At 69.0% G+C, this 23,124-nt stretch carries 27 protein-coding genes and 1 tRNA gene; 17 read left to right on the plus strand and 11 right to left on the minus strand.

What is annotated here, in order from left to right; all coding sequences use genetic code 11:
- Positions 1-74 precede the first annotated feature (74 nt).
- The 7 genes from ACFYO5_RS37045 to ACFYO5_RS37075 all read left to right on the plus strand — a co-directional run bounded on the left by ACFYO5_RS37045 (position 75) and on the right by ACFYO5_RS37075 (position 5,867).
- Positions 75-950, plus strand: a complete 876-nt coding sequence (locus ACFYO5_RS37045) for a hypothetical protein (RefSeq protein ID WP_388717939.1) — start codon at positions 75-77, stop codon at positions 948-950.
- Between the two features lie 15 nt (positions 951-965).
- A tRNA-Gln gene (locus tag ACFYO5_RS37050) sits at positions 966-1,037 on the plus strand.
- Positions 1,038-1,146: 109 nt separating this feature from the next.
- Complete coding sequence (gene glmU, locus ACFYO5_RS37055; RefSeq protein ID WP_388717941.1) at positions 1,147-2,595, plus strand: bifunctional UDP-N-acetylglucosamine diphosphorylase/glucosamine-1-phosphate N-acetyltransferase GlmU; 1,449 nt, start codon at positions 1,147-1,149, stop codon at positions 2,593-2,595.
- A gap of 135 nt (positions 2,596-2,730) precedes the next feature.
- Entirely contained in the window at positions 2,731-3,705 is a 975-nt protein-coding gene (locus tag ACFYO5_RS37060) for a ribose-phosphate diphosphokinase (protein ID WP_356568700.1), read from the plus strand.
- Positions 3,706-3,882: 177 nt separating this feature from the next.
- Entirely contained in the window at positions 3,883-4,467 is a 585-nt protein-coding gene (locus tag ACFYO5_RS37065) for a 50S ribosomal protein L25/general stress protein Ctc (protein ID WP_356568702.1), read from the plus strand.
- A 70-nt stretch (positions 4,468-4,537) separates the two neighbouring features.
- Positions 4,538-5,140 (plus strand): aminoacyl-tRNA hydrolase, encoded by a 603-nt coding sequence (pth, locus tag ACFYO5_RS37070; protein WP_388717946.1) that lies wholly within the window; start codon positions 4,538-4,540, stop codon positions 5,138-5,140.
- Positions 5,141-5,330: 190 nt separating this feature from the next.
- Positions 5,331-5,867, plus strand: coding sequence for a hypothetical protein (locus ACFYO5_RS37075; protein ID WP_388717949.1), 537 nt, complete (start codon positions 5,331-5,333; stop codon positions 5,865-5,867).
- 66 nt (positions 5,868-5,933) lie between these two features.
- Here ACFYO5_RS37075 and ppc read toward each other — a convergent pair whose 3' ends face one another.
- Positions 5,934-8,663 carry a phosphoenolpyruvate carboxylase gene (gene ppc, locus ACFYO5_RS37080; protein WP_356568708.1) on the minus strand — a complete coding sequence of 910 codons (2,730 nt, stop codon included), beginning with the start codon at positions 8,661-8,663 and terminating at the stop codon, positions 5,934-5,936.
- Between the two features lie 290 nt (positions 8,664-8,953).
- Here ppc and ACFYO5_RS37085 point away from each other — a divergent pair, with 290 nt between their 5' ends.
- Positions 8,954-9,964: an acyl-CoA desaturase gene (locus tag ACFYO5_RS37085; protein ID WP_388717952.1), complete on the plus strand. Its 1,011-nt coding sequence runs from the start codon at positions 8,954-8,956 to the stop codon at positions 9,962-9,964.
- Positions 9,961-10,638 (plus strand): TetR/AcrR family transcriptional regulator, encoded by a 678-nt coding sequence (locus ACFYO5_RS37090; protein ID WP_356568712.1) that lies wholly within the window; start codon positions 9,961-9,963, stop codon positions 10,636-10,638. The genes ACFYO5_RS37085 and ACFYO5_RS37090 overlap by 4 nt, the downstream gene beginning before the upstream one ends.
- 161 nt (positions 10,639-10,799) lie before the next feature.
- Here the strand turns inward: ACFYO5_RS37090 and ACFYO5_RS37095 are convergent, their stop codons facing one another.
- Complete coding sequence (locus ACFYO5_RS37095; protein WP_356568714.1) at positions 10,800-10,973, minus strand: CsbD family protein; 174 nt, start codon at positions 10,971-10,973, stop codon at positions 10,800-10,802.
- A 116-nt stretch (positions 10,974-11,089) separates the two neighbouring features.
- The gene (locus ACFYO5_RS37100; RefSeq protein ID WP_388717957.1) at positions 11,090-11,884 is read right to left on the minus strand and encodes a trans-aconitate 2-methyltransferase; all 795 of its coding nucleotides are present in this window, start codon (positions 11,882-11,884) and stop codon (positions 11,090-11,092) included.
- A 127-nt stretch (positions 11,885-12,011) separates the two neighbouring features.
- On the opposite strand from ACFYO5_RS37100, the gene tamR reads away from it, so the two are divergent.
- Positions 12,012-12,509 carry a MarR family transcriptional regulator TamR gene (tamR, locus tag ACFYO5_RS37105; protein ID WP_356568718.1) on the plus strand — a complete coding sequence of 166 codons (498 nt, stop codon included), beginning with the start codon at positions 12,012-12,014 and terminating at the stop codon, positions 12,507-12,509.
- Here the strand turns inward: tamR and ACFYO5_RS37110 are convergent.
- Entirely contained in the window at positions 12,468-13,235 is a 768-nt protein-coding gene (locus tag ACFYO5_RS37110; RefSeq protein ID WP_356568720.1) for a response regulator transcription factor, read from the minus strand. The two genes, tamR and ACFYO5_RS37110, sit on opposite strands and share 42 nt — an antisense overlap.
- Before the next feature lie 261 nt (positions 13,236-13,496).
- Here ACFYO5_RS37110 and ACFYO5_RS37115 point away from each other — a divergent pair, with 261 nt between their 5' ends.
- Complete coding sequence (locus tag ACFYO5_RS37115; RefSeq protein ID WP_356568722.1) at positions 13,497-13,952, plus strand: GNAT family N-acetyltransferase; 456 nt, start codon at positions 13,497-13,499, stop codon at positions 13,950-13,952.
- Between the two features lie 91 nt (positions 13,953-14,043).
- Here ACFYO5_RS37115 and galK read toward each other — a convergent pair whose 3' ends face one another.
- The 3 genes from galK to galT are packed head-to-tail and all read right to left on the minus strand — an operon-like array spanning position 14,044 to position 17,228.
- A complete protein-coding gene (gene galK, locus ACFYO5_RS37120) occupies positions 14,044-15,201 on the minus strand; it encodes a galactokinase (protein ID WP_388717962.1) in 1,158 nt (385 codons plus the stop codon).
- Positions 15,202-16,170, minus strand: coding sequence for a UDP-glucose 4-epimerase GalE (galE, locus tag ACFYO5_RS37125; RefSeq protein WP_356569890.1), 969 nt, complete (start codon positions 16,168-16,170; stop codon positions 15,202-15,204).
- Positions 16,170-17,228 (minus strand): galactose-1-phosphate uridylyltransferase, encoded by a 1,059-nt coding sequence (gene galT / locus ACFYO5_RS37130; protein WP_388717966.1) that lies wholly within the window; start codon positions 17,226-17,228, stop codon positions 16,170-16,172. The genes galE and galT overlap by 1 nt, the downstream gene beginning before the upstream one ends.
- 127 nt (positions 17,229-17,355) lie before the next feature.
- On the opposite strand from galT, the gene ACFYO5_RS37135 reads away from it, so the two are divergent.
- Entirely contained in the window at positions 17,356-19,041 is a 1,686-nt protein-coding gene (locus ACFYO5_RS37135) for a sodium:solute symporter family protein (protein ID WP_388717969.1), read from the plus strand.
- Between the two features lie 27 nt (positions 19,042-19,068).
- Positions 19,069-19,431, plus strand: a complete 363-nt coding sequence (locus tag ACFYO5_RS37140; RefSeq protein ID WP_356569896.1) for a hypothetical protein — start codon at positions 19,069-19,071, stop codon at positions 19,429-19,431.
- Between the two features lie 89 nt (positions 19,432-19,520).
- Here ACFYO5_RS37140 and ACFYO5_RS37145 read toward each other — a convergent pair whose 3' ends face one another.
- The 3 genes from ACFYO5_RS37145 to ACFYO5_RS37155 are packed head-to-tail and all read right to left on the minus strand — an operon-like array spanning position 19,521 to position 20,272.
- Positions 19,521-19,673, minus strand: coding sequence for a hypothetical protein (locus ACFYO5_RS37145; protein ID WP_388717972.1), 153 nt, complete (start codon positions 19,671-19,673; stop codon positions 19,521-19,523).
- A complete protein-coding gene (locus ACFYO5_RS37150) occupies positions 19,670-19,825 on the minus strand; it encodes a hypothetical protein (RefSeq protein WP_388717975.1) in 156 nt (51 codons plus the stop codon). Before ACFYO5_RS37150 ends, ACFYO5_RS37145 begins: the two co-directional genes overlap by 4 nt.
- Positions 19,826-19,858: 33 nt before the next feature.
- The gene (locus tag ACFYO5_RS37155; protein ID WP_388717978.1) at positions 19,859-20,272 is read right to left on the minus strand and encodes an ATP-binding protein; all 414 of its coding nucleotides are present in this window, start codon (positions 20,270-20,272) and stop codon (positions 19,859-19,861) included.
- A gap of 192 nt (positions 20,273-20,464) precedes the next feature.
- Here ACFYO5_RS37155 and ACFYO5_RS37160 point away from each other — a divergent pair, with 192 nt between their 5' ends.
- The 4 genes from ACFYO5_RS37160 (at position 20,465) to ACFYO5_RS37175 (ending at position 22,298) form a co-directional block, all read left to right on the plus strand.
- Positions 20,465-21,316: a helix-turn-helix domain-containing protein gene (locus ACFYO5_RS37160; protein ID WP_388717981.1), complete on the plus strand. Its 852-nt coding sequence runs from the start codon at positions 20,465-20,467 to the stop codon at positions 21,314-21,316.
- Complete coding sequence (locus ACFYO5_RS37165) at positions 21,313-21,513, plus strand: DUF397 domain-containing protein (RefSeq protein ID WP_388717984.1); 201 nt, start codon at positions 21,313-21,315, stop codon at positions 21,511-21,513. The genes ACFYO5_RS37160 and ACFYO5_RS37165 overlap by 4 nt, the downstream gene beginning before the upstream one ends.
- A gap of 22 nt (positions 21,514-21,535) precedes the next feature.
- On the plus strand, positions 21,536-22,018 hold the full coding sequence (locus tag ACFYO5_RS37170) for a hypothetical protein (protein ID WP_388717987.1): 483 nt from the start codon (positions 21,536-21,538) through the stop codon (positions 22,016-22,018).
- Between the two features lie 67 nt (positions 22,019-22,085).
- Positions 22,086-22,298, plus strand: coding sequence for a DUF397 domain-containing protein (locus ACFYO5_RS37175; RefSeq protein ID WP_388717989.1), 213 nt, complete (start codon positions 22,086-22,088; stop codon positions 22,296-22,298).
- A 25-nt stretch (positions 22,299-22,323) separates the two neighbouring features.
- On the opposite strand, the gene ACFYO5_RS37180 is transcribed toward ACFYO5_RS37175, so the two are convergent.
- Entirely contained in the window at positions 22,324-23,031 is a 708-nt protein-coding gene (locus ACFYO5_RS37180) for a response regulator transcription factor (RefSeq protein WP_388718092.1), read from the minus strand.
- Positions 23,032-23,124: the final 93 nt, after the last annotated feature.

The raw sequence follows: 23,124 nt of genomic DNA on the forward strand, positions 1-23,124 counted from the left end.
CCCGGTATCCCTCGAACTGCTGAACAGCGCCTGTTCGATCCCGGAACCCCACATTCCGGCTGGACGGTATGCGCATGGCACTTTCATCCGGCACGTACACGGACTTCGAGGGACTACGCGAACGAGCGCTCGCCCTGCGACGGGCGGGACTCAGCCGACGGCAGATCCGTGACCGGCTGCGCGTCGACAACAACGACATCCTCAACCGGCTCCTGGAGGGCGAGCCGCCTCCCGAGTGGACCAAGCGCCCGAACGCGAAGGACGACCTCAGGGACAGGGCACGCGAGCTGCGGCGGCAGGGCTGGACCTACGACCAGATCCAGGTGGAACTGGGCTGCTCCAAGAGTTCGATCTCCCTGTGGGTGCGGGATCTGCCGAAGCCCGAGCGAGGGAATCCCAGCGAGCGGGCAAGGGTGGCGGCACGGAAGCGCTGGGAGCATGAGGGTGCGATCCGCGACGCCGAGCGGACGGAAACGAAGGCGGCTGCGGCACGGGAGATCGGTTCGATGACCGACCGCGAGCTGTTCATGGCGGGGGTGGCCCTGTACTGGGCCGAAGGCACCAAGGACAAGACCTACGACCGACGTGAGAGCGTCATCTTCGTCAACAGTGACACCGGAGTCATCGAGTTGTACCTGGCCTGGCTGGAGCTGCTCGGCGTAGCCCGTGAGCGCCTTCGGTTCACCGTGATGATCCACGAGACGGCCGATGTCCCGGGTGCCGAGCAGTACTGGGCGGACCTCGTCCAGGCCGACCGCTCCTCCTTCTACAAGACGACCCTGAAGAAGCACAACCCCAAGACGGTCCGGAAGAACGTCGGCGACTCCTACAGGGGCTGCCTGGCTGTCAGAGTCCTGAAGGGGGCCGACTTGTACCGTCGCATCGAAGGCTGGTGGTCCGGGATGGTGGACTCCGTAGGGCGGGATCATGCTCCTCCCCTCCTCCGGTAGGGTTTGAGGTAGCAATCCGCCGTGGGGTAGCGGCATCCCGCAGGCCTTTGGAGCCTTGAGACGCTGGTTCGAATCCAGCCGGCGGAGCTGCTGGACCGGGCCCTGACAGCACTGTCAGGGCCCGCTCTCATGTCCGCCGGGAAACGCCCCGGTATCCTTCGGATGTCCCACCTCTCCACAGCCGAAGGGCAACTCCGTGAGCGCCATTCGCCCGGCAGCCGTCGTCGTACTCGCAGCGGGTGAGGGCACCCGCATGAAGTCGGCCATACCCAAGGTCCTCCACGAGATCTGCGGCCGCAGCCTCGTGGGTCATGTGCTGGCCGCCGCCCGCGAGCTGGACCCGGAGAACCTGGTCGTCGTGGTCGGGCACGCGCGCGAGAAGGTCACCGCGCACCTCGCCGAGGTCGATGCCGCCGTGCGCACCGCCGTGCAGGAGGAGCAGAACGGCACCGGTCATGCCGTGCGGGTGGGGTTGGAGCGGTTGGGTGGGGGTGTGGACGGGACGGTGGTGGTCGTCTGCGGTGACACTCCGCTTCTCACGGGGGCGACTCTGGCGCAGCTGGTGGCGGCGCATGAGGCGGATGGGAATGCGGTGACCGTGTTGACGGCGGAGGTGCCGGATGCGACGGGGTATGGGCGGATCGTGCGGGACGGTGTTTCGGGTGTGGTGACGGGGATCGTCGAGCACAAGGACGCGTCGGAGGCGGTGCGGGCGATCCGTGAGATCAATTCGGGGGTGTTCGCGTTCGACGGGCAGTTGTTGGCGGAGGCGTTGAAGCAGGTGCGGACGGACAACAGTCAGGGTGAGGAGTACCTGACGGATGTCTTGGGGATTTTGCGTGGGGCGGGTCATCGGGTGGGTGCGTCGGTGGCGGGGGATCATCGTGAGATCGCGGGGATCAACAATCGTGTGCAGTTGAGTGAGGCGGGTCGGATTTTGAACGACCGGTTGTTGACGGCGGCGATGTTGGGTGGTGTGACGGTGGTGGATCCGGCGTCGACGTGGGTGGATGTGTCGGTGACGTTCGGGCAGGACGCGGTGGTTCTTCCGGGTACGCAGTTGTTGGGTGGTACGCGTGTGGGTGAGGGTGCGGTGGTGGGTCCGAATTGCCGGCTGACGGATACGGAGGTGGGTGCGGGGGCGCGGGTGGACAACACGGTGTCGTATGGCTCGTGGATCGGTGCGGGTGCGTCGGTGGGGCCGTTCGCGTACTTGCGTCCGGGTACGCGTCTGGGGGGTGCGGCGAAGATCGGTACGTTTGTGGAGACGAAGAACGCGGTGGTGGGTGAGGGGACGAAGGTGCCGCATCTGTCGTATGTGGGTGATGCGACGATCGGTGACTATTCGAACATCGGTGCGGCCAGTGTGTTTGTGAACTATGACGGTCAGGAGAAGCACCACACGACTGTCGGGTCGCATTGCAAGACGGGTTCGGACAACATGTTTGTGGCTCCTGTCACGGTCGGGGATGGTGCGTACACCGCTGCGGGGTCGGTGATCACGAAGGATGTGCCGCCGGGTTCGTTGGCCGTGGCCCGTGGTCAGCAGCGGAATATCGAGGGTTGGGTGGCTCGTAAGCGTCCGGGGAGTGCGGCGGCGAAGGCTGCGGAGGCGGCTGTCCGGCAGGGTGAGGGTGAGGGCTGACCGGAAGTGAGTGCGTCGTGTACGGCGTACCGTGGTAGGTGCACACCCGCACCCCCACCAGCTGAGACGGCCCCGTCGCGCCCAGTGGCGAGGTCTTGGGACAGTCGGCTGAGACACCTCTGAGGAGACAGTGCTGTGACCGGGATCAAGACGACCGGCGAGAAGAAGATGATGTTCTTCTCCGGCCGCGCCCACCCCGAGCTTGCCGAGGAGGTCGCCCACCAGCTGGGTGTCGGGGTTGTCCCGACGAAGGCCTTCGATTTCGCCAATGGTGAGATCTATGTGCGTTATCAGGAGTCGGCGCGAGGTGCGGACTGCTTTTTGATCCAGAGCCACACGGCTCCGATCAACAAGTGGATCATGGAGCAGTTGATCATGATCGACGCGTTGAAGCGCGCGTCGGCTCGTTCGATCACCGTGATCGTGCCGTTCTACGGCTATGCCCGGCAGGACAAGAAGCACCGCGGGCGTGAGCCGATCTCGGCCCGTCTGATCGCCGACATGATGAAGACGGCCGGTGCGCACCGGATTCTGACCGTGGATCTGCACACGGATCAGATTCAGGGCTTCTTCGACGGTCCGGTGGACCATTTGTTCGCGCTGCCGCTGCTGGCCGACTATGTGGGCAGCAAGGTGGACCGCAACAAGCTGACCGTGGTCTCGCCGGATGCCGGTCGGGTGCGGGTGGCGGACCGCTGGTGCGACCGGTTGGGCGCGCCGCTGGCGATCGTGCACAAGCGGCGTGACAAGGACGTGGCGAACCAGGTGACGGTCCACGAGGTCGTGGGTGAGGTCGAGGGCCGGGTGTGTGTGCTGGTCGACGACATGATCGACACGGGTGGCACGATCTGTGCCGCCGCGGACGCGCTGTTCGCGCACGGTGCGGAGGATGTCATCGTGACGGCGACGCACGGTGTGCTGTCGGGTCCGGCGGCGGATCGTCTGAAGAACTCGAAGGTCAGCGAGTTCATCTTCACGAACACCCTGCCGACGCCGGGTGAGCTGGAGGTGGACAAGATCACGGTGTTGTCGATCGCGCCGACGATCGCGAACGCGGTGCGTGAGGTGTTCGAGGACGGTTCGGTGACGAGCCTCTTCGACGAGCAGTGACGGTCTTCGTCTAGATCGATTTCGTGTACGGCCTTCCCGCTGCGTAAACTGCCAGGGTTGCTCGGCGAGGGAGGCCGTACACGTGTGTGTGCGGTGGTCCGTTATCGACGCGCTCTTCGTAGCAGGCCGATGGTTTGGCCGGGTGACCACCTTTCCCCAGTTCTACGAGGAGTGAACATGGCCGAGGTCAAGCTCGCCGCCGAGTCCCGTACCGAGTTCGGCAAGGGCGCTGCCCGCCGTATCCGTCGTGACAGCAAGGTTCCCGCCGTGGTCTACGGTCACGGTGCCGAGCCGGTGCACATCACGCTGCCGGGTCACGAGCTTCAGCTGGCGCTGCGTACGCCGAACGTTCTGCTGAGCCTGGACATCGACGGCAAGACCCACCTGGCGATCCCGAAGGCTGTGCAGCGGGACGCGATCAAGGGTTTCCTGGACCATGTCGACCTGCTGCTGGTTCGCAGTGGTGAGAAGGTCAGCGTCGAGGTGTACGTGCACACCGAGGGTGAGCTGGCTCCGGGTGCCTACCTGCTCGAGCACGTGCTGAGCACGCTGACGGTCGAGGCCGAGGCCACGCACATCCCCGAGTCGGTCACGGTGTCGATCGAGGGTCTGGAGGCCGGTGCGGCCATCCTCGCGAAGGACATTCCGCTGCCCGAGGGCACCACGCTGGTGATCGACGAGGACGCGGTTGTCCTTCAGGTCCTGGCCGCTCAGGCGGAGGAGGCTTCGGCGGACGCCGAGGCCGAGGCCACCGAGGCCTGATTTTCCCGGATCTCGTTCCGTCGGCCGCCGCTCCCTTCGGGGGGCGGCGGTCTGCGCGTATCAAGGAGACATGGACGTGACGACCGACGCCAATGCGCCCTGGCTGATCGTGGGGCTGGGTAATCCCGGTCCGGAGTACGCCATGAACCGGCACAACGTGGGTTTCATGGTGGCGGATCTGCTGGCCGAGCGGATCGGGGGGAGGTTCAAGCGGGCGGGCAAGGCGCAGGCGCAGGTGGTGGAGGGGCGGCTGGGTGTGCCGGGTGCGGGGGGCCGGCGGGTGGTGCTGGCGAAGCCGATGTCGTTCATGAATGTGTCGGGTGGGCCGGTGGCCGGGTTGCGGGACTTCTACAAGGTGCCGGTGGAGAACGTCGTCGCGGTGCATGACGAGTTGGACATCGACTACGGCGTGCTGCGGTTGAAGCTGGGTGGTGGGGACAACGGGCACAACGGTCTGAAGTCGATGACGAAGGTCATGGGCGCGGGGTATCACCGGGTGCGGTTCGGGATCGGGCGGCCGCCGGGGCGGATGCAGGTGGCGGACTTCGTGTTGAAGGATTTCTCCTCGGCCGAGCGCAAGGAGTTGGGTTACTTCGTGGACCGTGCGGCGGATGCGGTGGAGTGTCTGGTGCTGGAGGGGTTGGAGCGGGCTCAGGGGTCGTACAACTCCTGAGTGTGGGTCGTAGGGCGCTGCGCGCGGGGTGTGGGTCGTAGGGCGCGTGCGTGCGGGGTGTGGGTCGTAGGGCGCGTGGGTGTGAGGTGTGGGTCGTACGGCTCGTGTGTGCGCGGGGTGGGTGGCGGTTTGGTGCGGACAACTGGTGACTTGTCGCCGGCCGAGGTTGACGGTGGTTCGGGTATGGCCAATGATCCCGGCCATGCCTGCCTCCGTCGCTGTCACCTCTCATCGGCGTCCCGTTCGTCGGGGCTCTGTCCGTCGGGGTTCGGTGGTCGTTCTGCGGTGGGTGCGGTTGGCGGGGGTGTGGCTGGTGGTGTGGCTGCTTGTGGTGGCGGGGGTGTGGGGTTCCTGGGGGTCGGCGCAGCATGTGATGCTGACGAAGGGGCGTGAGCGGGGGACGATGGAGGTGGTGCGCTGTGGTGAGGACAGGTGTTCGGGGCCGTACGCGCCGTTGTCGTCGGGGTCGCGGGGCCGTGCGCGGGTGGTCATCGAGAGGTCGGTGGCGGTGCGTGAGGGGCGGACGTACACGGTGGTGATCAAGCCGGGTGGTGACGAGGTCGTGCGGTCGGGTCCTGCGGGGGTGTTGTACGCGTGGGTGCCGATGGGTGGTGCGTTGTTGTTGGCGTCGGTGGTGGTCGCGGGTGGGTTGGGGCGGGTGCGGTGGGGGTGGGTGTTGGCGGGGTCGGGGACGGCGTTGCTGACGGCGGCGTTCCTGGCGGTGTAGGTGAGGGTGCAGGACGTGCGAAGGGCGCCCCCGGTGGTCGGGGGCGCCCTTCGTGTGGTGTGCGGGTCAGCCGGTGTTGCGCAGGCCGGCCGCTACGCCGTTGACGGTGAGGAGGAGGGCGCGGGCGAGGAGGGGGTCGGGTTCCTGGCCGGCGGCCGCGGCGTCGCGCTGGCGCTTGAGGAGGGTGACCTGGAGGTAGGAGATGGGGTCCAGGTAGGCGTCGCGGATGGTGAAGGTCTGCTTGAGGACGGGGGTGGCGTCCAGCAGTTCCCGTTCGCCGGTGATCTTGAGGACTTCGGCGACGGTGAGGGCGTGTTCGGTCTTGATGGTGTCGAAGACGTGGCGCAGGTCGTCGGGGACGAGGGTGTCGACGTAGTGCTGGGCGATCCGCAGGTCGGTCTTGGCGAGGGTCATCTCGACGTTGGAGATGAAGTTGCGGAAGAAGTGCCACTGGCCGTGCATCTCGTCGAGGACGGTGTCGAGGCCGGCTTCGCGCAGGGCCTTGAGTCCGGAGCCGACGCCGTACCAGCCGGGGACGATCTGGCGGGACTGGGTCCAGCCGAAGACCCACGGGATGGCGCGGAGTCCGTCGAGGCCGGCGCCGGAGTCGGGGCGCCGGGAGGGGCGGGAGCCGAGGTGGAGGTCGGCGAGCTGGTCGACGGGGGTGGAGGCGAAGAAGTAGGCGGGGAGGTCGGGGTCTTCGACGAGTCGGCGGTAGGCGGCGTGGGCGGCGTCGCTGACGACGTCCATGGCGGCGTCCCAGCGGGCGAGTGCCTCGTCGGACTGGCGGGGTGAGGTGTGCAGGGCGGAGGCCTGGAGGGTGGCGGCGACGGTGAGTTCCAGGTTCTCGCGGGCCAGTGAGGGGATGAGGTACTTGTCGGAGATGACCTCGCCCTGTTCGGTGACCTTGATCTCGCCTTCGAGGGTGCCCCAGGGCTGGGCGAGGATCGCGTCGTGGGAGGGGCCGCCGCCGCGGCCGACGGTGCCGCCGCGGCCGTGGAAGAGGCGCAGGCGGACGCCGTAGCGGTGGGCGACGTCGCGCAGGCGGCGCTGGGCGCGGTGGATCTCCCACTGGCTGGTGGTGATGCCGCCGAACTTGGAGGAGTCGGAGTAGCCGAGCATGACTTCCTGGACGTCTCCGCGCAGTGCCACCAGGCGGCGGTAGGACGGGTCGGAGAGCATGTCCTCCAGGATGGTGTCGGCGGCCTTGAGTTCGTCGGTGGTTTCCAGGAGGGGGACGATGCCGATCTTGGCCCAGCCGGCGTGCAGGTCGATGAGGCCGGCTTCGCGGGCGAGGACGGCTGCGGCGAAGACGTCGTCGGCGCCCTGGCACATGGAGATGATGTAGGACTCGATGACCTCGGGTCCGAAGACTTCGAGGGCGCGCTTGACGGTGAGGAAGACGCCGAGGGTCTTCTCGCCGGCGGCGTCGACGGGGGCCGGGGTGCCTGCGAGGGGGCGGCGGGAGCGGAGTTCCTTGGCGAGGAGCTTGGTGCGGTACTCGCGGGGCATGTCGGAGTAGCGCCAGGATTCTTCGCCGAGGCGGTCGAACAGCTGGCCGAGGGCGTGGTGGTGGGCGTCGGCGTGTTCGCGGACGTCCATGGTGGCGAGCTGGAGGCCGAAGGCGGCCAGGGTGCGGATGGTGCGGTTCATGCGGCCGTCGGCGAAGAGGCCGCCGCGGTGTTCGCGCAGCGAGGTCTGGATGAGGGTGAGGTCGCTGATGAGTTCGCTGGTGCCGAGGTAGTCGCGGCCGGGCTGGTGGGGGGTGCCCTTGGCGAGGCGCTGCTTGGTGTTCTCGAGCTTCTGCCGGATGCAGGTGGCCTTGAGCCGGTAGGGCTCCTCGGCGTTGAGGCGCTTGTAGCGGGGGCTGATCTCGGGGAGGCGTTCCAGGTCGGTCCTGAGGGAGGTGAGGAGTTCCTCGGTGGCTCCGGTGTAGCGGATGGAGTTGGAGAGGAAGCCGCGGAGTTCGTCGATCGTCTCGAGGGCGTCGTTGATGCCGTGTTCGTGCTGGAGGATCAGGACGTCCCAGGTGACCTGGGGGGTGACGTTGGGGTTGCCGTCGCGGTCGCCGCCGATCCAGGTGCCGAAGGTGAGGGGGCGGGTGTCGGCGGGGACGGTGACGCCGACGCGTTCGAGTTCGGCGGTGAGGTCCTCGAGGACGTCGCCGACGGCTCCGGCGTGGAGTTCGTCGAGGTAGTAGATGGCGTTGCGGGCCTCGTCGGCGGGTTCGGGGCGGACGACGCGGAGTTCGTCGGTCTGCCAGACGAGGTCGATGTTCTCGGCGAGCCGGGTGTCGTGGCGGCGGCGGTCGGCCTCGATGACGGGGGTTTCCAGGAGTGCGGCGATGCGGCGGAGCTTGTTGAGGACGGACCGGCGTGCGGCTTCGGTGGGGTGGGCCGTGAAGACGGGGCGAACGTTGAGGTTGCGGACCGTTTCGCGGATGTGGTCGGGGTCGGCGTCCTTGAGGCGGTCGGCGGTGCGGGCGAGGAGGCCGCCTTCGGCGGCGCGCTTGGCGCGCAGTTCGCGGCCGCGGTGGACCTGCTCGGTGACGTTCGCGAGGTGGAAGTAGGTGGAGAAGGCGCGGACCAGCTTGGCCGCGGTCTCGAGTTCGGTGCCCCGCAGCAGGTCGGCGGCTGCCTCGCCGTCCTCGCGGGTGAGGCGGCGGACCTTCTCGACGAGGTCGAGGAGGTGCGGGCCTTCCTGCCGGACGAGGGTCTCGCCGAGGAGGTCACCCAGTCGGCGGATGTCGGCGCGCAGTTCGGGGCTGCTTGTCGTCTGGTCGTCGGCACTGCTCACAGGTGCGGCTCCTTGCAGTGTTGAAGCTCGTCCGGGAGGGAACTCGGGTGTCAGGCCCCGCGGCGGGGCCGCGTACGGATCTGACTTCCGGGAAGAAAAACAGAGCGGACCGCGCTGTCCGACCGTTTCCAAGGATAGGTGTCGATGCGGACGCGCGGACTCGCGGGCTCTTGCTGCCGGGTGCCGCACTGCCATACTTACGACGCCGTAGGTTACGGGACCGTAGGAAGTGTGGTGCGGTCTCGCGGACCTGGCATCTCTCTCGACCCACGACCCCACAGGGGACGCGCATGACCTCAAGCTCCGATGTGATCGAAGACCCTTCACCGGCGCCGGACGACTCCTCGACACCCTCCGCCACTCTGGGTGGTGAGCAGAAGCGTTCGATCGAGCAGATCTCGTTGCTTCTGTTCATCATCGTGCCGTTCGTGGCCTTGTTGGCGGCGGTGCCGCTGGCATGGGGCTGGGGGGTGAGCTGGCTGGACCTGGGTCTGTTGGTCTTCTTCTACTACCTCGGGTGTCACGGCATCACCATCGGTTTCCACCGGTACTTCACCCATGGTTCCTTCAAGGCGAAGCGGCCTCTGCGGATCGCGTTGGCGATCATGGGGTCGATGGCGGTGGAGGGGCCGCTGGTCCGCTGGGTGGCGGATCACCGTAAGCATCACAAGTTCTCCGACGCGGAGGGCGACCCGCATTCGCCGTGGCGTTTCGGTGAGACGCTGCCGGCGTTGATGAAGGGTCTGTGGTGGGCTCACATCGCCTGGATGTTCGACGAGGAGCAGACTCCGCAGGAGAAGTACGCCCCGGATCTGATCAGGGATCCGGCGTTGCGGGCGATCTCGCGGCAGTTCGTGCTGTGGACGCTGTTGTCGTTGGCGTTGCCGGCGTTGATCGGCGGGCTGGTGACGATGTCGTGGTGGGGGGCGTTCACCGGGTTCTTCTGGGGTTCGCTGGTGCGGGTGGCGTTGCTGCACCACGTGACCTGGTCGATCAACTCGATCTGTCACGCGGTGGGCAAGCGGCCGTTCAAGTCGCGTGACCGGTCCGGCAACGTGTGGTGGCTGGCGGTGCTGTCCTGCGGGGAGTCGTGGCACAACCTGCATCACGCCGATCCGACGTCGGCGCGGCACGGTGTGATGCGCGGGCAGGTGGACTCCTCGGCGCGGTTCATCCGCTGGTTCGAGATGCTGGGGTGGGCGTATGACGTGCGGTGGCCGTCACGCTCGCGTATCGATTCGCGTCGGAACACGGACGGGGACGGCTCCCGGCGCCGGAAGGTGACCGCCGACGCGGCATGATGGACGCCGTGGCGACCGACTCCAGCAGTACCCCGAGCAATGACAAGCCGCGGCGAGTGCGTCGCACCCGGATGACCGGTGCGGAGCGTCGCCAGCAGTTGCTGGAGATCGGTCGCACCCTGTTCGCGGCGAAGGGGTTCGAGGGCACGTCGGTGGAGGAGATCGCGGCGAAGGCCGGGGTGTCCAAGCCGGTGGTGTACGAGCACTTCGGTGGCAAGGAGGGGCTGTACGCGGTGGTGGTGGACCGTGAGATGCGTCGTCTGCTGGACATGGTGACGAGTTCTCTCACGGCGGGTCATCCGCGGGAGCTGTGCGAGCAGGCGGCGTTCGCGCTGCTGGACTACATCGAGGAGTACACGGACGGTTTCCGCATCCTGGTGCGGGACTCGCCGATTCCGCAGTCGACGGGTTCGTTCGCCTCGCTCATCTCGGACATCGCCACGCAGGTGGAGGACATCCTGGGTCGTGAGTTCAAGAGCCGCGGTTTCGATCCGAAGCTGGCGCCGTTGTACGCGCAGGCGCTGGTGGGGATGGTGGCGCTGACCGGTCAGTGGTGGCTGGACGTGCGGCGGCCGAAGAAGGCGGAGGTGGCGGCGCATCTGGTGAATCTGGCGTGGCACGGTCTGGACGGTCTGGAGGCCAGGCCGCATCTGATAGGCCGCCGCAAGAGCTGACGTACGCGCGCGTGCTGCCGTCGCGCGCGCGTGCTGCCGTCGCGCGCGCGTGCTGCCGTACACCTGCCGGTGCCGTACACATGCCGAGGGCCCCCGCTGCGGTTCGCGTGGCGGGGGCCCTCGGCATGTCTGTTCGAGTCGGTGCTCGACGACGTCTCGGCTCAGTGCTTGAAGACGTCCTTGGCCTTCTCCTTGGACTGGCGGGCGTCGCCCTTGGCCTGCTCGGCGCGTCCTTCGGCCTCGAGCCGCTCGTTGCCCACGGTCCGCCCGGCCGCTTCCTTGACCTTGCCCTTGACCTGCTCGGTCTTCGCCTTGGACTTCTGCTCGCCTGCCACGGTGTCTCACTCCCAGTCAGGTTGCCGGTTTCCTGGAGGACCGGGTGACCCGTTACGGGCGGCCCAAACAACGGACCGGGTCCGCTCCCCCGCCCGGGCCGGACGGTGTGGGGGTCTCACCTGCCCTTGCGGGCCACCGTGAACAGGCGGCGGAACGGGAGGACCGTGCCGTAGGGGCGGGGCGGGTAGGCCTGGCGGAGCAGGTCGCGGTATTGGGTGACGAAGGCGGTGCGGGTCTCGGGGTCGTCGGCGAGGGCGGTGAGGACGGGGCGCAGGCCGGTGCCCTTGGCCCAGTCCAGGACGGGGTCCTCACCCGTGAGGACGTGGTGGTACGTCGTCGTCCAGACGTCGGTGTCGCAGCCGAGGCGGGCGAGGTGGTCGAGGTAGGTGGCGGGGGTGTGGACGGAGTCCTCGGGGCGGAGGATGCCGGCGAGGCGGTTCCTCCAGCGGGGGGTGTCGGCGAGTTCGCGCATGAGGGCGTGCAGGGGTGCGTCGAGGGTGTGGGGGACCTGGAAGGCGAGGGTGCCGCCGGGGGCGAGGCCGGCCAGCCAGGCGGGGAAGGCGTCGAGGTGGCCGGGGACCCAGTGGAGGGCGGCGTTGGAGACGATGAGGTCGTAGGTCTCGGTGGGCGTCCAGGTGGTGAGGTCGGCGTGGGTGAAGTCGAGGTGCGGGCCGGCGTGCGCGCGGGCCTCGGCGAGCATCTGGGCGGAGTTGTCGTAGCCGGTGACGTGGGCGGTGGGCCAGCGGCCGGTGAGGACGGTGGTGACGTTGCCGGGGCCGCAGCCGAGGTCGGCGATGCGGGGTGGTTCGCCGGGGAGGTGGGGGACGCGGGCGAGGAGGTCGGTGAAGGGGCGGGCGCGGTGGCCGGCGTGGCGCAGGTACTGGGCGGGGTCCCAGGTGGGATTGGTCATGGGGCGGCCTCCTCGGGCGATGTCCTGGGCGTGTTCGGTGGGTCCACCGTCCCAGCCGATTTACCTTGACGTCAAGAGACTTGATGTCAAGAGACTTCACGTCGACACAACCACTACACTGATCGTCATGGAGGACGAGGTCGATCGGCTGGTCGCAGCGTGGCGCCGGGAGCGCCCGGACCTCGACGTGGAGCCGCTGGAAGTACTGAGCCGGGTGAGCAGGCTGGCCCGGCACCTGGACCGCGCACGCCGCCTGGCGTTCTCCGAGCACCAGCTGGAGCCGTGGGAGTTCGACGTGCTGACCGCGCTCAGGCGCGCCGGGCCGCCGTACCAGCTCTCGCCGGGGCAGTTGCTGACGCAGACCCTGGTCACGTCGGGCACGATGACGAACCGTATCGACCGGCTGGCGAAGAAGGGCCTGGTGGAGCGGCTGCCCGATCCGAGCGACCGGCGCGGTGTGCTGGTCCGGCTGACGGACGGCGGCAAGGACCGCGCCGACCAGGCTCTCGCCGGTCTGCTCGAACAGGAGCGGGCGATCCTCGCCGAGCTGTCCCACGCCCAGCGGGCGGAGCTGGCGGCGCTGCTACGCCAGCTGACCGCCCCGTTCGACAACATCCCCGGTTAGGTCCGCCGGTCCGACACCCGCCCGGCGGGCGAGCGCGACCGCGGCGAGCGTGGAGTGCACGCCCAGCTTGCCGAGGACGTTCTGCATGTGGGTGCGGACGGTGTGCGGGGACAGGAACAGCCGGTCGGCGACCGCCTTGCGCCCCAGCCCGGCGACCATGCAGCGCAGCACCTCGCGCTCCCTCGGGGTGAGGGACTCCACGAGGCGCTCGCTCTCGGTGCGGTGCTTGCGCGCGGCGGTCAGCTCCTTGAGCACGCCCGTGAGCAGGGCGGGAGGCAGATGCGTCTCCTCCCGCAGCACCCCGCGGACGACGGTCAGCAGCCGCGACAGCGAGCAGTCCTTCGCCACCCAGCCGGACGCCCCGGCCTGGAGGGCGAGGGCCGCGCGGCGCGGGTCGTCCTTCTCGGCGAGGACGACGATCCGGACGTGGGGCTGGGTGCCGCGGACGCCGGCGACGAGGGAGAGCCCGTCGACGAGCCCGTCCTCGCCCACCTCCCGCACGGGCACGGCCGGCCGTACGCCGGGCAGGTTCGCGCCCAGGTCGGCGTCGACGAGCAGGACGTCGTAGCGGCGTCCCTCGGCGGCGGCGCGCTCCAGGCTGCGCAGGGCCGCCGGACCGCTGCCGGCCGCGGAGACGTCGACGTCGGGCTCGGCCGCCAGGGCGGCGGCGAGCGACTCGGCGAAGATACGGTGATCGTCGACGACCAGAACTCGGATACGCACCACGAAACCCCCTTCCCCAGGCTCCTTCACGGAGCCGGGGATACCCCAGGCCCGGAGAACGACGACCGGCGCGGGCACGACGCCCGGAGGGGGTGTCCGACCGCACGGCCGCCGCCGTGCAGAGAGTGCTACCCCCACCGCGGGCGTCGTACCCGACTGTCTCGCCCCCTGATCAGCACCGGCCCCCACCGGTGCTGTCGACCAGCGTAGGGCTGCGCGGGGAGAGCGGAAGGCGAATCGCAGAACTGGCCGTCCCGCGCGTTTATGGTGTGCCGCATGTTCCGTCTTGAGGCAGAAGTCGACAGATCCCGACGCGATCTGCTCCGGTCCCGGCTGCGTGACACCAACACGGCGGCCTCGCCCGTCCTGCGCGCGCTGCGCGGTACGCCCGCCGAACGCGAGGCGCCGCTGCACGTGTGGGCGTCGGACGACACCGGCGCGCTGGCCGGCGGCCTGGTCGGCCACACCTGGACGACCTGGCTGCACGTCACCTACCTCTGGGTCGACGAACGTCACCGCGGCACCGGCCTGGGCACCCGCCTGCTCACGGAGGCGGAGCGGCTGGCCCACGACGAACGCGGCTGCCGGCGCTCCCGCGTGGAGACGTGGGACTTCCAGGCGCCGCACTTCTACCGCCGGCGGGGCTACGACGTGGTGTGCGTGATCGAGGACTATCCGCCGGGCGTCACGGAGTACACGCTGACGAAGCGGCTGGGGTGACGGCCTCGGGGCCGTACCGGGTCCGGTCGCTCCCCTCGAAAGCCGTCGGCCCCGCACGGGTGTGCGGGGCCGACGGCGGTGTCCTGACGGTTCAGCCGAGTCGGCGGGCGCCTGCCGACGGGACCGCCTCGAAGACCCGGGGGGCGGTGAAGCCCGCCGCCGCGAAGGCCTCCTCGACCGCCTTGGTGATGGTGTCGACGTCGGCGGCCTCCGCGAGGACGATCGCCGAACCGCCGAAACCGCCGCCGGTCATGCGGGCGCCGAGGGCGCCGGTGGCGAGGGCGGTGTCGACGACGAGGTCCAGTTCGGGGCAGGAGATGCGGAAGTCGTCGCGGAGCGAGGCGTGGCCCTCGACCAGGACGGGGCCGATGGCGCGGGTCTCGCCGGACTCCAGCAGGGACACCACGGTCTCCACCCGCTGGTCCTCGGTCACGACGTGGCGGACGAGCCGGCGGACCTCCTCCTCGTCGCCGAGCCGGTCCAGCGCCGCGTCCAGCTCGGCGTAGGGGATGTCGCGCAGGGCGTCGATGCCCAGCAGGGCGGCGCCCTTCTCGCAGCCGGCCCGGCGCTTGCCGTACTCGCCGTCGCTGTGGGCGTGCTTGACCTGGGTGTCGACGACGAGCAGGCGCATGCCTTCGGCGGCGAGGTCGAAGGGGATCTGCTTCTGCGCGAGGTCGCGGGTGTCGAGGAACAGGGCGTGGCCGGCCTCGCAGCAGGCGGACGCCGTCTGGTCCATGATCCCGGTGGGGGCGCCGACGTAGACGTTCTCGGCGCGCTGGCACAGGCGGGCGAGCTGCCAGCGCTGGAGGCCCAGCTCGAAGAGGTCGTTGAGGGCGAGCGCGACGACGACCTCCAGGGCCGCCGACGAGGACAGGCCCGCGCCCGACGGGACCGTCGAGGTGAGGTGGATGTCGGCGCCGGTGACCGGGTGTCCGGCCTCGCGGAGCGCCCAGACCACGCCGGCCGGGTACGCCGTCCAGGAGCGGTCGGACTCGGGGGTGAGGTCGTCCAGTCGCAGCTCGGCGACGCCGTCCTCGATGTCCGCCGAGTGCAGGCGCAGGACGCCGTCGGTGCGGCGGGAGACCGCGGCGGTCGCCGTGTGCGGCAGCGCGAAGGGCATCACGAAGCCGTCGTTGTAGTCGGTGTGCTCACCGATGAGGTTGACGCGGCCGGGCGCCGCCCAGACGCCCTCGGGCTCGGCCCCGTACAGCTCGGCGAAGCCGGTCCTGACCTGCTGTTCTGCCCCCACTTACCGCTCCTCTGCGATCTTCTGCGTGAACTCCCACGCGTCGGCGACGATACCCGCGAGGTCCGCGCGGGACGGGTTCCAGCCGAGGCGCTCGCGGGCGGTGGCCGCCGAGGCGACCAGGACCGCGGGGTCGCCGCCCCGGCGGGGGGCCGTGACCTCGGGGATCGGGTGGCCGGTGACCTCGCGGACGGTCTCGATGACCTCGCGGACGGAGAAGCCGTTGCCGTTGCCGAGGTTGCAGATGAGGTGCTCGCCGGGGGTGGCGGCCGCCACGGCGAGGAGGTGGGCCTCGGCCAGGTCGGCGACGTGGATGTAGTCGCGGATGCAGGTGCCGTCCGGGGTCGGGTAGTCGTCGCCGAAGACGGAGATCGCCTCGCGGCGGCCCTGCGCGACCTGGAGGACGAGGGGGATGAGGTGCGACTCGGGGTCGTGGCGCTCGCCCTGTGCCCCGTAGGCGCCGGCCACGTTGAAGTAGCGCAGCGACACCGCGCCGAGGCCGTGGGCGGTGGCCTCGCCGGTGATCATGTGGTCGACGGCGAGCTTGGACGCGCCGTAGGGGGAGGTCGGCGCGGTCGGGTCGGTCTCGGTGATGGGGGTGCTGACCGGCTCGCCGTAGGTGGCGGCGGTGGAGGAGAAGACGAGCTTGCGCACGCCGGCCTCGCGCATGGCGCCGAGCAGGGCCATGGTGCCGCCGACGTTGTTCTCCCAGTACTTCTCGGGCTTCACGACGGACTCGCCGACCTGCGAGAACGCGGCGAAGTGGAGCACGGCGTCGAAGGAGTCGTCGAGCCACTTCCCGGCGTCGCGGATGTCGCCCTCGACGAACGTGGCGCCCGCGGGGACGCCCTCGCGGAAGCCGGTGGACAGGTTGTCGAGGACGACGACCTCGTGTCCGGCTTCCAGCAGGTGCTGGGCGACCACGCTGCCGACGTATCCCGCGCCGCCCGTGACCAAGTACTTGCCGCTCATCAACTCGCTACCTCTCGCAGTCGCTTCGCCGCGTGCTCCGGCGGCACGTCGTTGATGAACACGTTCATGCCGGACTCGGAACCCGCGAGGAACTTCAGCTTGCCGGACGTACGGCGGATGGTGAAAAGCTCGAGGTGCAGCGCGAAGTCGTCGCGGTTGACGCCCTCGAACTCCTCCAGCGCGCCGAACGGCGCCTGGTGCCAGCCCGAGATGTACGGCGTAAGGGGCTGGTCCTCCCCGAAGATCCGGTCGAAGCGCCTCAAGAGTTCCAGATAGACCTGGGGGAACTCTGTGCGCGCCTCCTCGTCGAGGCCGAGCAGGTCGGGCACCCGGCGCTTGGGGTAGAGGTGCACCTCGTACGGCCAGTGCGCGGCGTACGGCACGAAGGCGACCCAGTGTTCACCCTCCAGGACGACCCGGTCACCGGCGAATTCACGCTCCAGGACGGCGTCGAAGAGGTTTTCGCCGCCGGTGGCCTCCTTGTGGGCGGCCACCTGGCGCAGCATCAGGGCGGTGCGGGGCGTGGTGAACGGGTAGGCGTAGATCTGCCCGTGCGGGTGACCCAGAGTCACGCCGATCTCGGCACCGCGGTTCTCGAAGCAGAACACCTGTTCCACGGAGGGCAGATGCGACAGCTCGGACGTCCGGTCCGTCCACGCGTCCAGGACCAGTCGCGCCTGCTCCTCGGTGAGGTCGGCGAAGGAGGCGTTGTGGTCGGAGGTGAAGCAGACCACCTCGCAGCGCCCGGCGTCACCGGCCAGCGAGGGGAAGCGGTTCTCGAAGACGACGGCGTCGTACGAGGAGTCCGGGATCTCGCTCAGCCGGTCGCCCTGCGAGGGGCACAGGGGGCACTCGTCGGCCGGCGGGTGGTAGGTGCGCCCCTGGCGGTGCGAGGCGATCGCGACCGAATCGCCGAGGAGCGGGTCCCTTCGTACCTCCGAAGTGGTGACCGTGGGCTCCAGGGGGCGCCGGTCCACCGCGTCGCGCACCGTGTCGTCCCGCAGGTCGTAGTAGATCAGCTCACGACCGTCGGCCAAGCGGGTCGAGGTCTTCTTCACCGCGGCTCTCCATCCGTACACCAACACAGCGAGTCAGTTCCAACAGAACTAAACACATCAAACCACAATCCCCCACGAGAGTCACCACCACAACCAAACAAAGTCCACCAAGCGAAGTGAGCAGTGCATGCGAACCCCCACGTATCTCGCGGCTGAGCTACGCCTTCCGACCAACTGGCTCGACTACACGATCATGGCGATCTACTTCGTGGTCGTCCTGGGCATCGGCTTCGCCGCGCGCCGCTCGGTGAAGACCAGTCTCGACTTCTTCCTCTCCGGCCGCTCCCTGCCCGCCTGGATCACCGGCCTCGCCTTCATCTCGGCGAACCTGGCGGCCACGGAGATCCTCGGCATGGCCGCCAACAGCGCGCAGTACGGCGCGTACACCGTCCACTGGTACTGGATCGGCGCCATCCCGGCCATGGTCTTCCTCGGCCTGGTCATGATGCCCTTCTACTACGGCTCCAAGGTCCGCTCGGTCCCCGAGTTCCTGCTGCTGCGCTTCGACAAGGGCGCCCATCTGCTCAGCTCGGCCCTGTTCGCCTTCGCCGCCATCCTGATCTCCGGCGTGAACCTGTACGCCCTCGCCATCGTCGTCGAGGCGCTGCTGGGCTGGCCGCAGTGGCTGGCGATCGTCGTCGCGGGCTTCTTCGTGCTGGCGTACATCACGCTGGGCGGCCTGTCGTCGGCGATCTACAACGAGGTGCTCCAGTTCTTCGTGATCCTCGCGGCCCTGATCCCGCTGACGGTGCTCGGCCTGAAGAAGGTCGGCGGCTGGGACAGCCTCACGGACTCGCTGACGAAGTCCCACGGTGACGACTTCGTCTCGGCCTGGGGTGGCACCGGCATCGGCAGCGACAACCCGCTGGGCGCGAACTGGCTGACGATCGTCCTCGGCCTCGGCTTCGTCCTCTCCTTCGGCTACTGGACGACGAACTTCGCCGAGGTGCAGCGCGCCCTGTCCGCGAAGAACCTGTCGGCGGCCCAGCGGACCCCGCTGATCGCCGCCTTCCCGAAGATCTTCATCGTCTTCCTGGTGATGATCCCGGGCCTGGTGGCGGCGGTCCTGGTCCCCAAGATCGGCACCGCGGGCTCCGACCTCCAGTACAACGACTCGATCCCGTACCTGATGGAGCAGCTGCTGCCCAACGGCGTCCTGGGCATCGCCGTGACCGGTCTGCTGGCCGCGTTCATGGCGGGCATGGCGGCGAACGTGTCGTCCTTCAACACGGTGTTCACCAACGACATCTGGGCGAAGTACGTGGTGAGGGGCCGCGAGGACGCCTACTACGTCCGCTTCGGCCGGCTCATCACGGCGATCGGTGTCGCGGCGTCGGTCGGCACGGCGTTCCTCGCCTCGTCGTTCTCCAACATCATGAGCTACCTCCAGACCCTGTTCTCCTTCTTCAACGTGCCGATGTTCGTCGTCTTCATCGTCGGCATGTTCTGGAAGCGCGCGTCGAGGAAGTCCGGCTTCTGGGGTCTCCTCGCGGGCACCACGGCCGCGATGGTCAACTACTTCGTCCTCTACAAGCAGGACATCATCGGCATCCCGACCGACCAGGGCGCCAACTTCGTCTCCGCGATCGCGGGCTTCGTCGCGGGCGCGGTGGTGATGGTGGTGGTCTCCCTCTTCACCGCCCCCAAGCCGGCCAAGGAACTCCAGGGCCTCGTCTACGGCACGGTCTCGCCCGGCATGGCCGAGCCGCCCGCCGCCGGCGACGACGCCTGGTACCGCCGGCCGGCGCTGCTGGGCTGGGGCGCGATCATCCTCGCCGCCGCCTGCTACATCCCGTTCTCGATCTCGTTCTAGGCCCGACCGCGGGAGGATGGAAAGACCATGTCCGAGCAATTCGAACCGTCCGAGCGGGCGGAAGCGGCCGAGCGGCTGCGCAAGGCCGGCTACTCCGAGGCCGACGTCCAGCGCGAGGTCTCCGAGCTGGAGGAGAAGTCGGCGACCGCCGCCCGCATCTTCGACCTGCGCCGCATCATCGGCGGCCTGTTCGTCGTGTACGGCGTCATCGTCGCGATCGCGGGCCTCACCGACGGTGACGCGGAGATCGACAAGGCCCAGGGCGTCAACATCAACCTGTGGACGGGCCTGGGCATGCTGGCCCTCGGCATCTTCTTCCTGGTCTGGCTGAAGCTGAGGCCGACGGTCCCGCCCCCACTGCCGCCGGAGACGGCGGAGCGCCGGGACTGAGGGGTCGTCTCGCGTACGGGGCCGGGGTCCGCGTGGGTGGCGGGGTCCGGCCCGGCGCGTGTGCGGGGACGAGGCGGTGCCCGTCCTGTCTACTCGCCGGCGAAGAGGTCGTCGGCGGCGGTGGCATGAACGGCGCGCTGGGACGAGGTGGTGAGCCGGTCGAGGTCGGTGCAGGATCCCACGCGCTCGCGAACGTGGTCGGCCACTTCGATGCCTCGCCGGCAGAGGCGGTTCAGGGTCATCTCGGCAGCGCCTCTACTCTGCCTTCTTCCCGCCCGTCCTCGCGCACCTGCTCCGCGAGTGTGTGCCGCCAGAAGGACTGCATCGCCGGTTCCGCCAGGCAGGAGTCGGCCTGGAAGATCCGGTGCGTGGCCTCGTGGGACGAGCCGACCATCGGCTCTCCTTCCTGTGCGATGTGATCAACGAGCTATGCCGCCGCCAGGTCGCACCACACGTACTTGCCCCGGTGCCCGAACCGGGACAGCGGGTGCCAGCCCCACACGTCGGCGCAGGCCCGGACCAGGGCGGTGCCGCGCCCGTTCTCGGCGTTGGCGAGGTCCGCCAGGTCGTCCGGCGGGTCGGGAGGTGCCGGGTTCGCGTCCCACGCGCCGATCCGCAGGACGCCGTCGGCCCAGCTGATCCGCAGGGCCGCCGGACCCTTGGTGTGCAGTACGGCGTTGGAGACCAGCTCGGAGGCGATCAGCTCCGCGGTGTCCACGAGGTGGATGAGCCCGTACATGGTCAGGATCAGACGCAGGGTGCGACGGCAGATCGGGACGGCTCTGAGGTCGTTGGGCAGGGAGAGGGAGTACTCCCAGGCGCCGGAAGTGGATTCGGGCATGCGTCAGCTCCAGGTGGGGGGCGGGTGAGTGAAGGCGCGGTGGCATTGCCGCGACCGCCATGGCAGGACGGTGCGGTGCGCTTCCGCAGGGTGAACGTCGCATGACCGACGGTAGGGTAGAAATTCCTACCCTTGCAACTGACTCACGTAATCTGACTCCGAACGAGAAGTCCCGGAGAGGCAGTTACTCGGATGACCATGCGGAACCAACCCACGGCCCGCCAGGTTCGCCTGGGTTCCGAACTGCGCAAAGTGCGGGAGGCCGCAGGCAGGACGGCCAAGGAGGTGGCCGCGCTACTCGGCTCGAGTTCGGCCCACATGAGCCAGATCGAGGCCGGGAGTTCCGCGATCAGCGAGGAACGTCTGCGAAGGCTGGCGGCTCACTGTGACTGCACGGACGAGAAGTTGATCGATGCCCTTGTGGCGATGGCGACCGACCGGACACGCGGCTGGTGGGACGACTACCGAGGGGTTCTGCCCCAGGTGAACCTCGATGTGGCCGAGGCTGAGCACCATGCGACATTCCTGCGCGAGGTGGTCATCACCTATGTTCCGGGCCTACTCCAGACCCCCGACTATGCGCGGGCCGTCTTCAGTTACATGCGCCCTGAACTGCCCGAGAGCGAGCTGGCGCCCCGGGTCGAACACCGCATGAGACGACGGTCGGTCATCGAGGGGGACCACCCGACGCCGTACGAAACGATCGTCCATGAGTTCGCCCTGCGCGTGCGGGTGGCAGACCGGCGGACCTCGCTCCGGCAACTTCGATCAATCCTGGACCAGATCGAGCAAAGACATGTTGCGGTACGCGTCATCCCCGTCGATCAGGACGGCTTCGCCGGTGCCGGAGCATCAATGGTGTACGCCGACGGCCCGGTAGCCCAGTTGGACACAGGCCTTCGGGACGCTCCCACCGGCGTGGTCTTCATCGACGCCGTGGCGCAGCTGCAAAAGCTCCGAACACTCCTTCATAGAGTGGAAGATGCGTCGCTCGACCCAGTTGCGTCGAGGGACTTCATCCACCGCCTGACGAAGGAACTGTGAGACACGCAATGGACGACGCCCTGCACTGGCAAAGGTCCACATTCTCCGGAGGAGGCGAAGGAGACACCTGCGTAGAACTCGCCGCCTCCCCCACCCGCATCCACCTCCGCGAGAGCGACACCCCCACCACCACCCTCACCACCACCCCCGCCGCCCTCGCCCAGCTCCTGAAGGGCATACGAGCCGCCGTTCTGTGACATCCAAGGTACTGTGGATGTCATGACGACGGCTCCGTACGAGGACGTGCCCTTCAGCGAGCTGCTGCATCACCCGGCGGCCACCGCGCGGCGGCTCGACGCCGTCCGTGCGCTGCGGCTGCGTCGGCGGGACGCGGGGGACCTGGCCCTGATGCGTGCCGACCAGCTGGAGCGGGACGCCAGCGTGGTGGACTTCACCGCGCGGCTGCTCGCCGGACTGATCCGCACCGACAACCCGGCGACTCTGCGCACGCTGCTGCCCGAGGCCCTGCCGTGGTCGGTGTTCCTGCCCGACGAGGACGTACGGACGATGCTCGCCGAGCTGGCCGAGACCGCTCGCGGGGCAGCCTCACTCGGGAACCTCACGCCCATAGCGTTGCTGCTCACACAGTGGCGGCACACCGCGGAGATCCACGCGGACCCGGAACTGCACGCGGCGCTGACCCGTGAGCCCGAGGGCGACCTCGGCCCGGTGCCGACGCCTGCCCCGGACGCGCCCGCATGAGCCCGAAGCGAGGAGACCGCGCCGCATGGATCACCCACGTGGGCACCGCCCGTCCCAAGGCCACCGAATGACACCGCCCAGTCTCCAGACTCCCGTTGCTGCCCTGCACTGGCAGAAGTCGTCCTTCTCCGGCGGCGGCGAGGGCAACGACTGCCTAGAGCTGGCGTCCTCCCCCACCCGCATCCACCTCCGCGAGAGCGACACCCCCGCCACCACCCTCACCACCACGCCCGCCGCTCTCGCCCAGCTCCTGAGAGGCATACGCGCCGGCGCCCAGTGATCTGGCCCGGGGGACGGTGGGAAGGTCAGGACTCCGGTGCCGGGTCCTCGGTCCGAAGTTCCCGCGTCAGTGGTCCCGCCCGGTCCAGCAGGCCCGTCCTCGCTGCCAGCGCCGCCGCCTCCAGGCGGGAGCCGACGCCCAGTTTCATCAGGACCCGTTGGACGTGGGTGCGGGCGGTGGAGGGGGCGATGCCCATGCCGGCGGCGATCAGGCGGGTGTCCTCGCCGTCGGCCACGCGGACCAGGACCTCCACCTCGCGGGGGGTCAGGAGCCGGAGGAGGCGCTGACCCTCGTCGTCCGGCTGGGCCGCGGGGTTGAGCAGCTCGCTGAAGGCGCCCTGAAGGAGTTGGGGGGCCACCGCCGCCTCGCCGGACCTCGCCTTCATGATCGCCCGCTCCACCCCCTCGATGCGCTCGTCATGGCGTACGTAGCCGCAGGCGCCCGCGGCGAAGGCCGCCGCGATGCCGCGTGGGTTCGGTACCGGGCCGAGGACCAGGACGGCCACCTGGGGCCGCTCCCGCTTGATGCGGACGACCGGGTCGAAGATGCCCGGTTCGGCGGGGGTGGCCGTGCCCAGCAGGCACACCTCGGGTGCCCGGGTGATGACGAGTTCCGCCGCGCCGGCGGCGGGCGCCGCCGCGGCGAGCACCCGGTGCCCCCGCAGTTTCAGCGCCGAGGCCAACGCCTCGGCGAGCAGTCGGTGGTCGTCGACCACCATCAGCCGCACTCCCAACGAGCAACCCCCCAGTCCCCCCATGGATGCCCACACGGACAAACAGGCAAAGCCAGACAACGGCACACGCGCAGACGGACAAAGGGTGCCCCC

The sequence above is a fragment of the Streptomyces sp. NPDC006259 genome (assembly GCF_042870975.1).
Lineage (GTDB): Bacteria > Actinomycetota > Actinomycetes > Streptomycetales > Streptomycetaceae > Streptomyces.

Bases quoted from the DNA above. Each gene is read 5' to 3' on its own strand.
- ACFYO5_RS37045 (WP_388717939.1), top strand. From the start codon at position 75: ATGGCACTTTCATCCGGCACGTACACGGACTTCGAGGGACTACGCGAA.
- ACFYO5_RS37140 (WP_356569896.1), top strand. From the start codon at position 19,069: ATGTCCGAGCAATTCGAACCGTCCGAGCGGGCGGAAGCGGCCGAGCGG.
- ACFYO5_RS37150 (WP_388717975.1), bottom strand. From the start codon at position 19,825: ATGGTCGGCTCGTCCCACGAGGCCACGCACCGGATCTTCCAGGCCGAC.
- ACFYO5_RS37145 (WP_388717972.1), bottom strand. From the start codon at position 19,673: ATGACCCTGAACCGCCTCTGCCGGCGAGGCATCGAAGTGGCCGACCAC.
- tamR (WP_356568718.1), top strand. From the start codon at position 12,012: ATGGAGGACGAGGTCGATCGGCTGGTCGCAGCGTGGCGCCGGGAGCGC.
- ACFYO5_RS37160 (WP_388717981.1), top strand. From the start codon at position 20,465: ATGACCATGCGGAACCAACCCACGGCCCGCCAGGTTCGCCTGGGTTCC.
- ACFYO5_RS37090 (WP_356568712.1), top strand. From the start codon at position 9,961: ATGATGGACGCCGTGGCGACCGACTCCAGCAGTACCCCGAGCAATGAC.
- galE (WP_356569890.1), bottom strand. From the start codon at position 16,170: ATGAGCGGCAAGTACTTGGTCACGGGCGGCGCGGGATACGTCGGCAGC.
- ACFYO5_RS37075 (WP_388717949.1), top strand. From the start codon at position 5,331: ATGATCCCGGCCATGCCTGCCTCCGTCGCTGTCACCTCTCATCGGCGT.
- ACFYO5_RS37175 (WP_388717989.1), top strand. From the start codon at position 22,086: ATGACACCGCCCAGTCTCCAGACTCCCGTTGCTGCCCTGCACTGGCAG.
- ACFYO5_RS37135 (WP_388717969.1), top strand. From the start codon at position 17,356: ATGCGAACCCCCACGTATCTCGCGGCTGAGCTACGCCTTCCGACCAAC.
- ACFYO5_RS37100 (WP_388717957.1), bottom strand. From the start codon at position 11,884: ATGACCAATCCCACCTGGGACCCCGCCCAGTACCTGCGCCACGCCGGC.
- ACFYO5_RS37170 (WP_388717987.1), top strand. From the start codon at position 21,536: ATGACGACGGCTCCGTACGAGGACGTGCCCTTCAGCGAGCTGCTGCAT.
- ACFYO5_RS37115 (WP_356568722.1), top strand. From the start codon at position 13,497: ATGGTGTGCCGCATGTTCCGTCTTGAGGCAGAAGTCGACAGATCCCGA.
- ACFYO5_RS37065 (WP_356568702.1), top strand. From the start codon at position 3,883: ATGGCCGAGGTCAAGCTCGCCGCCGAGTCCCGTACCGAGTTCGGCAAG.
- ACFYO5_RS37085 (WP_388717952.1), top strand. From the start codon at position 8,954: ATGACCTCAAGCTCCGATGTGATCGAAGACCCTTCACCGGCGCCGGAC.
- ACFYO5_RS37155 (WP_388717978.1), bottom strand. From the start codon at position 20,272: ATGCCCGAATCCACTTCCGGCGCCTGGGAGTACTCCCTCTCCCTGCCC.
- pth (WP_388717946.1), top strand. From the start codon at position 4,538: ATGGACGTGACGACCGACGCCAATGCGCCCTGGCTGATCGTGGGGCTG.